General features: G+C 65.4%; 12 protein-coding genes. 11 read left to right on the plus strand and 1 reads right to left on the minus strand.

All coding sequences use genetic code 11. From position 1 onward, the window contains the following. The first annotated feature begins 136 nt into the window (after nucleotides 1–136). The 3 genes from ACODSR_RS04055 (at nucleotide 137) to epsC (ending at nucleotide 3,258) form a co-directional block, all read left to right on the plus strand. Nucleotides 137–847, plus strand: coding sequence for a response regulator (locus tag ACODSR_RS04055; protein ID WP_006961535.1), 711 nt, complete (start codon nucleotides 137–139; stop codon nucleotides 845–847). Beyond that, a complete protein-coding gene (locus tag ACODSR_RS04060; protein WP_489073932.1) occupies nucleotides 844–2,166 on the plus strand; it encodes an ATP-binding protein in 1,323 nt (440 codons plus the stop codon). Before ACODSR_RS04055 ends, ACODSR_RS04060 begins: the two co-directional genes overlap by 4 nt. Before the next feature lie 84 nt (nucleotides 2,167–2,250). After that, a complete protein-coding gene (gene epsC, locus ACODSR_RS04065) occupies nucleotides 2,251–3,258 on the plus strand; it encodes a serine O-acetyltransferase EpsC (RefSeq protein ID WP_489073934.1) in 1,008 nt (335 codons plus the stop codon). A 94-nt stretch (nucleotides 3,259–3,352) separates the two neighbouring features. Here epsC and ACODSR_RS04070 read toward each other — a convergent pair whose 3' ends face one another. After that, complete coding sequence (locus tag ACODSR_RS04070; RefSeq protein ID WP_489073936.1) at nucleotides 3,353–4,981, minus strand: alkaline phosphatase family protein; 1,629 nt, start codon at nucleotides 4,979–4,981, stop codon at nucleotides 3,353–3,355. Between the two features lie 76 nt (nucleotides 4,982–5,057). Here ACODSR_RS04070 and ACODSR_RS04075 point away from each other — a divergent pair, with 76 nt between their 5' ends. The 8 genes from ACODSR_RS04075 (at nucleotide 5,058) to ACODSR_RS04110 (ending at nucleotide 14,354) form a co-directional block, all read left to right on the plus strand. Beyond that, nucleotides 5,058–7,079 carry a protein-disulfide reductase DsbD family protein gene (locus tag ACODSR_RS04075; RefSeq protein WP_489073938.1) on the plus strand — a complete coding sequence of 674 codons (2,022 nt, stop codon included), beginning with the start codon at nucleotides 5,058–5,060 and terminating at the stop codon, nucleotides 7,077–7,079. Then, nucleotides 7,079–7,816: a TlyA family RNA methyltransferase gene (locus tag ACODSR_RS04080; RefSeq protein ID WP_489073940.1), complete on the plus strand. Its 738-nt coding sequence runs from the start codon at nucleotides 7,079–7,081 to the stop codon at nucleotides 7,814–7,816. The genes ACODSR_RS04075 and ACODSR_RS04080 overlap by 1 nt, the downstream gene beginning before the upstream one ends. Nucleotides 7,817–7,905: 89 nt before the next feature. Continuing rightward, a complete protein-coding gene (locus ACODSR_RS04085; RefSeq protein ID WP_489073942.1) occupies nucleotides 7,906–8,949 on the plus strand; it encodes an efflux RND transporter periplasmic adaptor subunit in 1,044 nt (347 codons plus the stop codon). Nucleotides 8,950–8,957: 8 nt separating this feature from the next. Beyond that, nucleotides 8,958–12,062, plus strand: a complete 3,105-nt coding sequence (locus tag ACODSR_RS04090) for an efflux RND transporter permease subunit (RefSeq protein ID WP_489073944.1) — start codon at nucleotides 8,958–8,960, stop codon at nucleotides 12,060–12,062. A gap of 24 nt (nucleotides 12,063–12,086) precedes the next feature. Beyond that, a complete protein-coding gene (locus tag ACODSR_RS04095; protein ID WP_489073946.1) occupies nucleotides 12,087–12,635 on the plus strand; it encodes a TspO/MBR family protein in 549 nt (182 codons plus the stop codon). A 41-nt stretch (nucleotides 12,636–12,676) separates the two neighbouring features. Beyond that, the gene (locus ACODSR_RS04100; RefSeq protein ID WP_217673678.1) at nucleotides 12,677–12,976 is read left to right on the plus strand and encodes an accessory factor UbiK family protein; all 300 of its coding nucleotides are present in this window, start codon (nucleotides 12,677–12,679) and stop codon (nucleotides 12,974–12,976) included. A gap of 42 nt (nucleotides 12,977–13,018) precedes the next feature. Beyond that, a complete protein-coding gene (locus tag ACODSR_RS04105) occupies nucleotides 13,019–13,525 on the plus strand; it encodes a type III secretion system chaperone family protein (RefSeq protein ID WP_006963728.1) in 507 nt (168 codons plus the stop codon). Between the two features lie 64 nt (nucleotides 13,526–13,589). After that, entirely contained in the window at nucleotides 13,590–14,354 is a 765-nt protein-coding gene (locus tag ACODSR_RS04110; RefSeq protein ID WP_489074170.1) for a pyrroline-5-carboxylate reductase family protein, read from the plus strand. Nucleotides 14,355–14,372 lie beyond the last annotated feature (18 nt).

Below are 14,372 nucleotides of genomic sequence, written 5' to 3' on the forward strand. Positions count from 1 at the left end.
TGTCTGCCGGGATGTCCTACGCATGACAAATTGTTGCTGTTGCCGCTGCGGTCTGTTTCGTGACCCGGCCATGGTTGACCCCTGTTAAGGGCGACCCTATCCCTGCTGACATGACCAACGCTCTGTCGTCCCCATCATGACTGCCCCCACCATCATCCTGGTCGAGGATGACCCGCCGTTGCGCACCCTGACCGCGCGGGCGTTGCAGGAGCATGGCTATCAGGTCCGCCCAGCATCTTCGGGACCGGAAATGTGGGTCGCGTTTGATGCCGGCCCGGTCGACCTGGTCGTATTGGACGTCATGCTGCCGGGCACCAACGGCATTGACCTGTGCCGCCAGATCCGGCGCAAGAGCGACGTCCCCATCATCTTCATCAGCGCCAAGGGCAGCGAGACCGACCGGATCGTCGGGCTGGAACTGGGCGCGGACGATTATCTGCCAAAGCCCTTTGGCACCCGCGAACTGATCGCCCGCATCCGCGCTATATTGCGCCGGGTGGGGCTGGAGCGCGGGCCGGACGATCATCGCGAAAATGAAGCGCGCTTTGACGATTGGGTGGTCAATTTTCCCCGCCGCGAATTGCGATCGCCCACCGGCGCGATCGTTGACCTGACTGGAGCGGAATTTGATCTGCTGGGCAGCTTCCTCAGCCATCCGCAGCGGGTGATCGCGCGGGAGCGGCTGATCGAACTGTCGCGCACCCGCATGGGCGACAGCAGCGACCGCAGCATCGACGTGCTGGTCAGCCGCCTGCGTCGGAAGCTGACGACGGAAGATCGCCCCGCGCCCATCACCACCGTGCGCGGCGTCGGCTATATGTTCAATGCCGAGGTCAGCCGCGCTTGAGACTGCATTTCAAAGGATCGCTGGGGCTGGTCGGCCGCATCTTTGCGATCCTGTTGCTGACGGTCATGCTGGAATTTGCGGTCGGCACGCTCATGTACGAACGGGCCAGCCAGCTATCCTTGCAGGATGATGAGGCGCGGCGATTGGCCGAGCATCTGGTGATTGCGCGCAAGCTGTTGACTGAACAGCCGGTCGAGGAACGACGCACCATGGGGGTGCAGCTGACCACCGATCGGTACGATGTCCACTGGTCCCCCGCCGCGCCGCCGCCGCCACCCTTGTCGCCTGAACTGGAGCGGATGCGGCAGCAGATTATCGCCTGGGAACCCAGTCTGGAACGGTCGCGCCTGTGGCTGCGGCTGGCATCGCCCGGTCGCCATTCCGAAATTAACGGCGGGCTGCAATTGCCGGACGGCAGCTGGCTCTATTTTGGGATGCACCATGGCGGGGGCAAATGGGCCTTCACCATTGGCAGGTTGGGGTTGGCACTCATCCCGGTACTGGCGCTGCTGATCGCGGGCTGGGTGCTGATCCGCAAGACGCTGGACCCGCTGCGCGACCTGACCCGCGCGACCGAGCAGATCGGCCTGGGGCGGGAGGTGATCCTGCCTGAAGCAGGCACCAGTGACGTGCGCAACCTGATCCGCGCCTTCAATGTGATGCAGACCCGCATCCATCGACTGATCGACGAGCGGACGGAGACGCTGGCGGCGGTCGGGCATGACATGCGCACGCCGCTCGCCCGACTGCAATTGCGGCTGGAAACGGTGCCGGATGGCGAAACGCGCGAGGCGATGGACGGCGATCTGGAAGAAATGGGGCAGATGATCGAATCGCTGCTCGATTTTCTGGGTGGCGAGAAAGACCCTGAACCCGCGGTGCGCACCGACCTTGCCGTCACGGTGGCGACGATTGTCGATGCGTTTCAGGACCATGGCCATGATGTCGATTATGCCGGGCCGGACCATCTGGAAATGGCGGTGCGGGCGCTGTCGTTGCGCCGGGCCGTGCGCAACCTCATTGAAAACGCGCTCCATTATGGCAAGCGCGCCCGTGTGAGCGTGGAGCGCGTGGGGAATGAAGTGCTGATCCGGGTCGATGACGATGGCCCCGGCATTCCGCGCGACCAGCTGGACGCGGTCCTCAAGCCCTTTGCCCGGCTCGACACCGCGCGCCAGCGCAACACCAGTGGGCTGGGGCTGGGACTGGCGATCGTGCAGAAAGCGGTGGATGCCGAAGGGGGCAAGCTGACGCTGGCCAACCGGCCAGAAGGGGGCTTGCGCGCCGAAATCTGCCTGTTCCTGCCCGCCAGCAAATGAGAAACTGTCCGGCTACAAGCAAAACTCGTTTATCCGCGCGCGCCAGGACAGGCTAAGCCTGCGCCGTCAGCAATCGAGGCGCATATGACGGCAGACGGACATAAGGTGGGTGGCGGCGCGGACGGCTATTGGGATCTGGATCGGCTGGTCGCCGATCTGGGCGCGGTGCGCGGTCGTTGGCGGCACGACCAGCAGCATCATGCCGAATATGGGGCGGAGGGTTTCCCTTCGCGCGCCAATCTGACGAAGATCATGCAGGCGCTGTGCGGCGCGCTGTTCCCGCTGCGGCTTGGCCCGGACTTCGTGCGGCTGCATAATGAGGATGCGTTCGTCGCCGAGACATTGCAGACGGTGCTCAGCCGCCTGTATGGGCAGATCAGGCTGGAACTCATCTATGCGCTGCACGGTCAGCCGGTTGCGGTGATCGATGCGCAGGCGGCGCGGATCATCAGTGGCTTTGCCCAGTGTCTGCCAGCCTTGCGCGAACTGCTCGATACCGATGTGGAGGCTGCGTTTCTCGGCGATCCCGCCGCGCGCAGCGTGGACGAGGTGCTGATATGTTACCCGTCGATGCTGGCGATCATCCACCACCGGCTGGCGCATCGGCTGCACGAACTGGGCGCGCCGCTGGTGGCGCGGATCATCTCCGAAATCGCGCATGGCAAGACCGGGATCGACATTCACCCCGGCGCCAAGATCGGTCCCAGCTTCTTTATCGACCATGGCACCGGCGTCGTCATCGGCGAGACCGCCATCGTTGGGCAACGGGTGCGGCTCTATCAGGGTGTGACGCTGGGCGCGCGCAGTTTCCCGGCCGACGAGAAGGGCGCGCTGGAAAAGGCGTTGCCGCGCCATCCGATCATCGAGGATGATGTGGTCATCTATGCTGGTGCCACGGTGCTGGGGCGGATTATCGTGGGCAGCCGGTCGGTCATTGGCGGCAATGTCTGGCTGACCGACAGCGTACCTGCGGACTCCAATGTGCGTCAGGCCAAGGCGCAGTATGAAGTGACCAGCCGGGTCGAGGTCTCCGCCCCGCACCGCGTCCATGCTATGGTGGAAAGCAGGGACGGGGCGGGGGAGAATATTTGATCCACCATCCGTTCCTTTCGAGCGTGTCGAGAAACGCTGGTTGAGGTTTCTCGACGTCGTTAGAAACGAACGGAGGTTGGGTGTTTGATCGGGTTTATTGGGCGGGGCAGCTGGTTCCTTCGCCCGCCACGAGATCCAGGCAGCGGCCGTCAATCTCGCTCTTGGCAACCGGCAGGGCGATCAGCGCCGCCAGCGTGGGCATGATGTCCACCGTTTCCACACCCAGCGGCTGTTCGAAATGGGTCAGTCCCTTGCGCCAGAACAGGATCGGCACGCGGCGGTCATAGTCCCATGGGCTGCCATGGGTGGCGACATAGCCCTTGGTCGGATCGGGGATCGGCGTGACGCGCGGCTTGAGCAGCAGCAGCACGTCGCCCGACCGTTGCGCATCGAAGCTGGCGCGCGCTTCCTGAAGCAGGGTCCAGCTTTCCGGCGGGCCGGAGGGGGAGGGGACGGCGGCGATCTGCGCCTTGGTATAGGCCGCCTCGACCTGCGGATGGGCGCGCAGCAATTTGAGCGTCTCTGCCTCGACTTTTGCGCGCTGCGCGGCGGTCAGCCCCTTGTCGAAATAGAGGTCACCCGCAGGACCATCACCCCAGATCAGCTTCTTGCCGGTCAGGCCGGTCTTTGCGCCGATGGTGGCGGTCAGCGCCTTGGGCGTCAGCGCTTCATCGACGCGCGCGTCCATCGGCATGGCATTTTCGCGGTGGCGTTCGGGCAGGTCGTGGCCGCCATGGTCGGCGGTCAGCACCACGGCATAGTCGATGCCATCCTTGTCGAGTCGATCGAAGAAAGCGCCCAGTTCCCGGTCGATCCGGTCGATCTGGATGCAGCTTTCCGTGCCTTCGGTGCCATAAGTGTGACCGACATAATCGGTGGCCGACAGGCCGATCGAGATGATGTCGGTCTGGGCCTGCTTGCCCAGCGCCATGCTTTCGATCGCACCGGCGGCCAGCACCAGCGTCATCGCATCCTGTTCGGGCGAGGCGCGGAAGCTCTTGAAGTCGCCAGCCGCGCGGGCGAAGCGGCCGGTGCCGACACTCTTGCCAGCACCGATGGCGACGGGGAAATCCTTGGCCATGCATTGCTGCGGCAGCTCAAAGCCCGGATTGGGTTGGGCCAGCCGCTGGGTGAAGGCCTCGTTGATTTTGGCAACCAGCGGCGGGGTGGCGACGCCCTTGTAGCTGACAAAGCCCTGTGCGCCGCCGATCCACCATGTCTGGTCGGCGGTCGGCCCGCCCATCATGATCGCGGCGCGATCCTTGCCCGCGACCGACACGACGCGGGTGGCCGGGTTGGCAATCTTCATTCGACCGCCCAGGGTCGGGACTTTCAGATGGATGGGGGAGGCGACATAATCGCCGCTGTTGCTGCCGGACACGCTTTCATCCTCGGCGCAATAGATCGCCTTATCCTCGCGCGTGGTCGACAGGTCGAACCAGGTGTTGGCGATGATGCCGGTGCGCGACGGGCGGCTGCCGGTCAGGATGGTCGAATGGCCGGGGCAGGTTTCGGTCGCGGCATGGCTTTGATAGCCTTTGGGAAACACGACGCCCTGCGTCAGCCGTTTCAGGCCCCCGCTATAATATTGGCGATATTCGCTGAACAGGTCGGCGGAGAACTGGTCGACCGAGATGGCGACGATCAGCTTGGGCGGGGTGGTTTGCGCTGTAGCGGGGATTGCAGTGGCAAGCAGCAGGGCGGCGGCGACTTTTCTCAACATCTACTGTACCTTCTCCAGCCTTGACGGCGAACGCCACCGGACCTAGCCCGCTGACATCCACCCGACCAGAGGCCCGATGCGGATTTTTCATGTCATACTGATGACGCTGGCGTTGCTGGCCGGGGTTTCAGGCGCGCAGGCGCAGGGGGCGTTCGGGGGCGGCACGCCGCATATCGCCGCGCGGCTGGTGGCCGAAAGCGCAACGCCCGCACCGGGCAAGGCGACCAGCATCGCCTTTGCCATGGTGCCGGAGCAGGGCTGGCACGGCTATTGGGAAAATCCGGGCGACGCGGGCCTTGGCATGACAGTGAGCTGGACATTGCCAAAAGGTGTGGGCGTTGGCCCGCTGCGTTATCCCGTGCCCGAAACGCTGCTGATTTCGGGCCTGATGAATCATGTCTATGAAGGCCCCTATGGCGTGCTGGCGACCCTGACGGTTGCGCCCGACGTCGCGGCTGGCACGCGCCTGCCGGTGCGGGTGAAGGCCCAGTGGCTGGCCTGCACCGACAAGGTGTGCGTGCCCGAAAGCGGCGAGATGGCGCTCGATCTGGTGGTGGGCGATGGGCAGGTCTTAGCGGCGGATCGGGCGCGATTCGACGGGTGGCGCAGCCATCTGCCCCGGCCATTGGGGTCGGAGGCGACCTATGCAATCGCGGGTGGCAAGCTGCGCCTGTCGGTGCCGTTCCCCGCCGATGCGCAAGCCAGCAATGTGCATCTCTTTCCGCTTGCCGAGGGGCTGGCGCGCTATGCTGCGCCGCAGAGCGTGACCCGCGACGGCGACCAGCTGCTGGTCGAAACCGATGCGGGCGAAGGTGGCAAGGGCGGCGCAGTGCAGGCGGTGCTGGCGACCGGGGACCATGTCGGCTTCCTGCTGACGGCCCGCCCCGGCGCGGTCGCTGCGTCAGGCGGCACGATGCAGGCGATCCTGATCGCGCTGGGCGGCGCGTTGCTGGGCGGGCTGCTGCTCAACATCATGCCCTGCGTGTTCCCGATATTGGGCCTGAAAGCCATGAAGCTGGCCAAGGCCGGGGGCGATGAGCGCATAGTGCGGCGCGAGGCACTGGCCTATGCCGCCGGTGTGATTGCCACCTGTCTGGCGCTGGGCGCGGCATTGCTGGCGTTGCGCGCCGCGGGGGCGGCGGTGGGCTGGGCGTTCCAGTTGCAGGACCCGCGCATCATCCTGACATTGCTGCTGCTGGTCAGCGCCATCGCCTTCAATCTGGCGGGGCTGTTCGAACTGCGCGCGGTCGGCGGGGGCGAGGGGCTGGCGGGCAAGGGCGGCATGGCGGGAGCCTTCTGGACCGGGGCGCTGGTCGCCTTCGTCGCGACGCCCTGCACCGGGCCGTTCATGGGCGCGGCGATGGGCGCGGCGATGGTGCTGCCGCTGGCCGCAGCATTGGCGGTGTTTGCCGGGCTGGGGCTGGGGCTGGCGCTGCCCTTCCTGCTACTGGCCTATGTTCCGGCGCTGCGCACGCGGCTGCCACGGCCCGGACCATGGATGGGGCGCTTCCAGAAGATTTTGGCGATCCCGATGTTCCTGACCGCGCTGGGACTGGCCTGGTTGCTTGGGCAACAGCGCGGCGTGGCGGGTATGACCATTGGTTTGGCTGCTATGCTGGCCTTTGTCCTGCTGCTCTGGTGGCTGGGCAGTCGGCAGCGGGCCGGGCGGGGCGGTGGCTGGGTCGTCGCGCTGGCGGGACTGGCTGTGCTGGGCGGAGCGGCGGCGCTGCTGCCGTCGCGCGCACCTGCCGCCGCTGCACAGGAAGGTGCGGCGCTCGCCTTCGACGAGGCACGGCTGGCCAGCCTGCGCGCATCCAACAAGCCCGTATTTCTCTATTTCACCGCCGACTGGTGCCTGACCTGCAAGGCCAATGAGGCCGCCGCGATCGACCGTAGCGAAACCCACGCAGCCTTCGACAAGGGCGGCGTCACCGTCATGGTCGGCGACTGGACCAATGCCGATCCGGCGATCACCCGCTTTCTGGAAGGCCAGGGCCGGTCGGGCGTGCCGCTGTATCTCTGGTACGCGCCGGGCAAGGAGGGGCAGACGCTGCCGCAATTGCTGACCCCCGCCACGCTGACGGCGCTGGTGCGCTGATGGCGAAGATTCGCGCCGACCAGTTGCTTGTCGACAATGGTCTGGCGGAGAGCCGGGCGCGGGCGCAGGCGCTGATATTGGCGGGTCTCGTCTTTCTGGGAGACCGGAAGATCGATAAGGCCGGACAGCAGGTCGCGCTCGACGCCGATCTGGATGTGCGCGGGCGGGACCATCCCTGGGTGTCGCGCGGCGGCATCAAGCTGGCCCATGCGCTGGCCGAATATGCGATTTCCGTGACCGGCATGGTCGGGCTGGACGTGGGCAGCTCGACCGGGGGCTTTACCGATGTGCTGCTGACCAACGGCGCGGTTCGGGTTTATGCCGTAGACAGCGGCACCAACCAGCTGGCGTGGAAGCTGCGCAGCGACGACCGCGTCATCGTTCATGAACAGACCAGCGCGCGCATCCTGACAGCGGCGCACATCCCCGAACCCATCGACATCATCGTGTGCGACGCCAGCTTCATATCGCTGGCCAAGGTGCTGGAGCGGCCCTTGACCTTCGCCCGCCCCGGCGCGGCGCTGGTGGCCCTCATCAAGCCGCAGTTCGAGGCGGGGCGTGAGGAAGTCGGCAAGGGCGGGGTGGTGCGCGATCCCGAAATCCACGCGCGTGTCTGCGAAGAGGTCCGCACATGGATACAGGCGCAGGGCTGGACCGTTATCGGCGTCACGCCCAGTCCGATCACCGGACCGCAGGGCAATGTCGAATTTCTGCTCCATGCCCGGCTTGGTGGATAAACGCCTTATGTTCGTTATTTGGGACGTTGTTACATCTTGCGACAAAAGGCCATGTTGTGTCGCACCGAAAGGCCCGATAGCCCTCCACCATGCGTAATTCCCTGTTTCTTTTCACCGCCCTTTGCCTTGCCGGTTGCAGCGGCGACAAGGCGCCCAAGCCGCGCCCGGCTGCGCTGGTCGAGGCGGCGCCGATCGCAACCGCCGATTTCGCCGATACGCTCGACGCGGTCGGCACCGCGCTGGCCAATGAACAGGTCATCCTGTCCGCGCCGGTGACCGAGCGGGTTACGTCGATCAACTTTGCCGATGGCGGCTATGTCGCCAAGGGGCAGGTGATCGCGACCATGGCGATCGCGCAGGAGCAGGCGGAACTGGCGGCGGCGCAGGCGCAGGCGTTGCAGGCCGGGCAGCAATTGCAACGGGTGCAGGCGTTGAAAGCGCGGGGCTTTGCCACCGCCGCCTCGCTCGACCAGCAGCTTGCGCTGGCCAATGCGGCCAAGGCGAGCGCCGACCAGAGCCGGGCGGCCATCAGCGACCGGGTGATCCGCGCGCCCTTTGGCGGCTGGGTCAGCCTGCGCACCGTGTCGCCCGGCGCGATCGTGACGGCGGGGACGGCGATCGCCACGGTTAGCGACATTTCGCGGATCAAGCTGGACTTCACCGTGCCGGAAACGCGCCTGGCGACCATTCGCGCGGGTCAGCCGATCCGCGCTGTGTCCGCCGCCTGGCCCGACCGGCCCTTCACCGGCACGATCGCGACGATCGATCCCGTGATCGACCCCGCCACCCGCGCGGTCCGCGTCCGCGCCATCCTGCCCAATCCCGACCGGGTGCTGAAACCGGGCATGTTGCTGACCGTCAGCATCGTGTCGCGTCAGCGCCAGTCGCTTGCGCTGCCCGAACTGGCGGTGGTCGGCGATGGCGAGGAACGCTTCGTGTTCGTGATGCAGGATCGCAAGGTCAAGCGCGTCAAGGTCGAAACCGGGATCCGCCAGAACGGGCTGGTCGAGATATTGGGCGGGGTGAAGGCCGGGCAGATGGTCGTCACCGATGGCGTCGTCAAGCTGAGCGATGGCGCACCAGTGCGGCTGGCGGGTGACAAGCCCGCGCCATCAGCCAAGCCCGCAGGCTAAGCAGCGCCATGCAACTGTCCGACCTGTCCGTTCGCCGCCCGGTTTTCTCCGCCGTCGTGGCGGTGCTGCTCTGCATCGTCGGGGTGGTGGGCTATCTCAGCCTGTCGGTGCGCGAATATCCCGACACCGACCCGCCCATCGTATCGGTCGAGACCAATTATACCGGTGCCGCTGCGTCGGTCGTGGAAACCCGCATCACCCAGCTGATCGAGGATGCGGTTGCGGGTGTGCAGGGCATCCGCACGATCACATCGACGTCGCAGGACGGTACGTCCAACATCAGCATAGAATTTGATCCATCGCGCGACATCGATACCGCCGCCAACGATGTGCGCGACCGGGTGGGATCGGTGGTGGAGGATCTGCCAGAGGACGCGCTGGCACCCGAAATCCGCAAGGTCGACGCGGACGCCCGGCCTATCCTGTTTCTGGCCTTTTCCCGGCCAGGCTGGAGCGGCATTCAGCTGAGTGACTATATCGACCGTAATATTGCCGACCGCTTCTCCGCGATTGACGGCGTGGCGCGGGTCACGATCGGCGGCGAGGCACGGCCATCGACCCGCGTGTGGTTGAACGCCGAACGGCTTGCGGCCTTTGCCCTGACGCCCGCCGACGTTGAAAATGCGCTGCGGGCGCAGAATGTCGAACTGCCCGCCGGCCGTTTTGAATCGAAGGACCAGAACCAGACGCTGCGTGTCGAGCGGCCCTTCGCCACCGCCGATCAATTTGCCCAGCTGGTCGTGGGTCGAGGCGCGAATGGCTATCAGGTCAAGCTGGGCGATGTCGCGCGGATCGAAGAGGGACCGGAAAATCCCTATAGCAGTTTCCGATCCAACGGCGGGACCGGTATTGGTCTGGGCATCGTGCGCCAGTCGGGCGCGAACACGCTGGAGGTAGCGGACAAGGCCAAGGCGCTGGTCGAACAATTGCGCCCGACCCTGCCGCAGGGGATGCGCGTGGCCGTGGGATCGGACGAATCGCTGTTCATCAGCCGCGCGATCGACAATGTCTATGATACGCTGATCGAGGCGGCGCTGCTCGTCATCCTCGTCATCTTCCTGTTCCTGGGGTCGGTCCGCGCAACCATCGTCCCGGCCATCACCGTGCCGATCTGCCTGCTGGCGACCTGCGCCGTGATGTGGCTGCTGGGCCTGTCGATCAACCTGCTGACACTGCTGGCCTTTGTGCTGGCAATCGGGCTGGTGGTGGATGACGCGATCGTCGTGCTGGAAAATGTCTATCACCGGGTCGAGCAGGGGGAGGACCCGCTGGTCGCATCCTATCTTGGTTCGCGGCAGGTGGGCTTTGCGATCATATCGACCACATTGGTCGTGTGCGCCGTGTTTGTGCCGGTGATGTTCCTGGCCGGTCAGACCGGCCTGTTGTTCCGTGAACTGGCGATCGCGATGATCGCCGCCATCGCCTTTTCCGGCTTCATATCGCTCAGCCTGGCGCCGATGCTCTGTTCCAAATTGCTCAACAATGCCGAGCGCGGGCGGCTGGCGCGCTGGGTCGATGCCCGGTTCCAGAAGCTGGAGGCGGGCTATGCGCGCTGGCTGGACAGGGTATTGCGCAAGCCGCTGCTGCCGTTGATCGGCGTCGGCCTGTTCCTGTGTCTGGCCGGTGGCCTGTTTACATTGCTGCCCAGCGAACTGGCTCCCGCCGAGGATACCGGCGTGGTCGACAGCCAGATCAGCGCGCCGGAGGGGGCGGGCTATGACCGTATGCTGGGCTATATGCGCAAAATCGAAAATGAGCTGGCCCCGTTGCGGAAAGACGGGACGCTCCAGAACCTGATTGTCCGTGCGCCGGCAGGTTTCGGGACCTCGGACGATTTCAACAGCGGCAATGTCATCGCCTTCCTGCGCCCATGGGAGGACCGCACGATCACAACGGCGGAAGTCGCGACCATCATCAACAAGGTGATCGCCAACCAGCCGGGCGTGCGCGGCAACGCCGCGCCGCGATCCGGGCTGGGGCGTGGCCGCGGCTTGCCGGTCAATATCGTGCTGGCCGGATCGACCTATGAAGGGCTGGTGGCGGCGCGCGACCGGGTCATTGCCGCGGCGGAACGCTATCCGGGTCTCATCAACCTGGACAGCGATTATAAGGAAACCAAGCCGCAGATGCGGATCGACGTCAACCAGCAGCGCGCGGGTGACCTGGGCGTGTCGGTCAACGACATCAGCCAGGCGCTGCAAAGCCTGTTGGGGTCGCGCCGCGTGACCACCTATGTCGACCGGGGCGAGGAATATCGCGTGCTGGTGCAGGCCGAACAGGAGGGGCGGCAGACGCTGGCCGATCTGGAGCGGATACAGGTGCGGTCGGCCAGCGGCGCTCTGGTTCCGCTGTCCGCGCTGGTCACGGTGCGCGAAGTCGCCGGGCCGCGTCAGCTCAACCGCTATAACAAGCTGCGCGCGATCACGCTGACCGCGGCGCTGGCCCCCGGTACGTCGCTGGGGCAGGCGCTGGCCTTTCTGGAGAATGAAGCGCGCCAGTCGCCCGAAGTGCTGGCGATCGGCTATCGCGGCGAAAGTCAGTCGCTGCGCGAAACCGGCGGGTCGATCTGGCTGATCTTCGGCCTCACCATCCTGATCGTCTATCTGCTGCTGGCGGCGCAATTTGAGAGCTTCATCCACCCAGGCGTGATCATCGCCACGGTGCCGCTGGCGGTGGCAGGCGGCGTGCTTGGCCTGATCGTCACGGGCGGGTCGATCAACCTCTACAGCCAGATCGGCATCGTCATGCTGGTGGGTCTGGCGGCCAAGAACGGCATCCTGATCGTCGAGTTCGCCAACCAGTTGCGCGACGAGGGGCTGGAGGTGGCGCAGGCTATTCGCGAGGCCGCCACCCGCCGCCTGCGGCCGATCCTGATGACGTCGATTGCCACGGCTATCGGCGCCCTGCCGCTGGTGATTCGTGGCGGCGCGGGGGCTGCGGCGCGCAACTCCATCGGTGTGGTCATCGTGTTCGGGGTCAGCCTGGCGACGCTGATCACGCTGTTCCTGATCCCCATATTCTATTCGCGTGTTGCGAAGCGGACACTTTCTCCGCAAACCGTTGGTCGCAAGCTGGATTCGGCGTTGAAGGATTCGCCCGATCCGGCCGAATAGGATGAGCGTGGAGAAGCGTTGCCGATGAACGAAATCGCGTCCCCCGGCCAATTGCGCCTAGCCTATCTGCGCTGGGCGCTGGTGACCGTGCCGGTCATCGTCCTACTGGGCTTCCTGTCGGGCCAGTTCGCCAATAGCGGCTTTGGCAATCGCTGGTTCGACGCGCTGGTAAAGCCCGCTTTGATGCCGCCGGGCTGGGTGTTCGGCGTCGCGTGGACCATCCTCTATATCGCGATGGCACTGGCACTGGCGATCGTGCTGCACGCGCGCGGGGCGAAGGGGCGGGGCCTGGCGATCACCCTGTTTCTGGTCCAGTTTGTCATGAACCTCGCCTGGTCGCCGCTCTTTTTCCGCGCGCATCAGGTCGGTAGCGCGCTGGTGCTGATCCTGACCCTGTTCGTGCTGGTGGCGATCACGACCTGGCTGTTCAGCCGTATCCGCCGCGTCGCCGGATGGTTGTTGTTGCCCTATCTGGCATGGCTGGCCTTCGCCTCCTTCCTCAATTATGAGATTAATCGCCTGAACCCGGACGCGGAAACCCTTGTCGCGCCCGCGCTCCAGACCCAGATATGATTTTTGGCGCGGTTGCCGCGCCAGTTGAGAGGATGAGCATCATGCAGAGCGAGAACCGCTTTTTCGACGATCTGGCCAAGCTGGTGAATGGCGCGGCCGGGACCGTGGCGGGCATGAGCCGTGAGTTTGAGGCCAATGCGCGCGAAAAGGCCAAGGAATGGATGGGCGGCGCGGATTTCGTGTCGCGTGAGGAATTTGACGCGGTCAAGGCGCTGGCGGCGGCTGCGCGCGAAGAGGTCGAACTGCTCAAGGCCCGCATCGACGCGCTGGAAGGCAAGACGTCCGAACCGGTCAAAAAGACTGTCAAGGCGACCAAGACCAAGCCCGTTGAAGCGGACTGATCCTGTCTGTCCTTTCGCCGTGCGCGGTGTTAAGGCGCGCCGATGATGGATAGTGACGAGTTTGAGCATGGCGGCCAGGAAGCCGCGCCGATCGACATGCTGGCGGCCTTTTTCGAGGCGCATGGCTGGACCTACGAGCAGGTTGGCGAGGATGAGATCGTCGCCAATACGCAAGGCAGCTGGGCGCAATATGAGCTGCGCGGCATCTGGCGCGACGAGGATCAGGTGCTGCAACTGCTGGCGCTGCCAGACATTCGCGTCACCGACGAAAAGCGCGGCACGATCTACGAGACGCTGGGGCTGATCAACGAGCAACTGTGGCTGGGCCATTTCGAGCTATGGTCGTCGAGCGGCATCATCCTGTTCCGCCATGGCGCATTGCTGGGCGCGGGCGGCACGCTGACGCTGGATCAGGCGCAATTGCTGGTCGAAACCGCGATCGACGAGTGCGAGCGTTTCTATCCGGTTTTCCAGTTCGTGCTGTGGGGCGGCAAAAGCCCGACCGAGGCGATTGCCGCGAGCCTGATCGAAACCCGCGGCGAGGCCTGAGCGCGTGGCGATCCGCTGGCCCGATCATCTGTTCCTTATCGGCTGCGGCAATATGGCCGGGCAGATGCTGGTGCGTTGGCTGGATTGCGGGCTGGATCCCGCACGGGTGACGGTGCTGCGCCCAAGCGGGCGTCCGGTGGCCGATGGGGTGACGGTGGTGACGGATTACCCGCCCACGCTGCCCGCCCGGACGACCGTGCTGCTGGGGATGAAGCCCTATCAGATTGCCGATGTCGCCGCGGCGCTGGCGCCCTTATGCGGGGTGGACACACGGATCGTCTCTATCCTTGCGGGTACGCCGCTGGCTGATTTGCGGGCGCGTTTTCCGGCTGTGCGGGATATGGTGCGGGCGATGCCAAACCTGCCAGTGGGACTGGGCGAGGGCGTTACTGCATTGTTCGCTGATGATGCCACGTCAGTGCAGGCGAGGGCGGATATTGCGGCGCTTATTGAACCGCTGGGCCTTGCCGAATGGGTCGGCGCAGAAGCCTTGTTCAATCAGGTGACGGCGCTGTCTGGCTGCGGCCCCGCTTTCCTCTTCCGTTTCATCGACGCGCTGGCACGGGCGGGCGAGGCGCTGGGCATTCCCGCCGATCAGGCCGCGCGCATGGCGCTGGCGACGGTGCAGGGTTCGGCCAATATGGCTGCGCGGGCGAGTGCCCGCACCGGCGACAGTCCGGGCGTGCTGGCCGATCGCGTCGCCAGCCCCGGCGGCATGACGCGCGAGGGAATGAATGTGCTGGACGCCGACGACCGGCTGCTGGCATTGCTCACCGACACGCTGACCGCCGCCCGCGATCGTGGCGAAGCGATGGCGCGCGGCGCGTAATCTTCATCGGAGCCTTGT

It is taken from the genome of Sphingobium sp. FG125 (genome assembly GCF_057809795.1).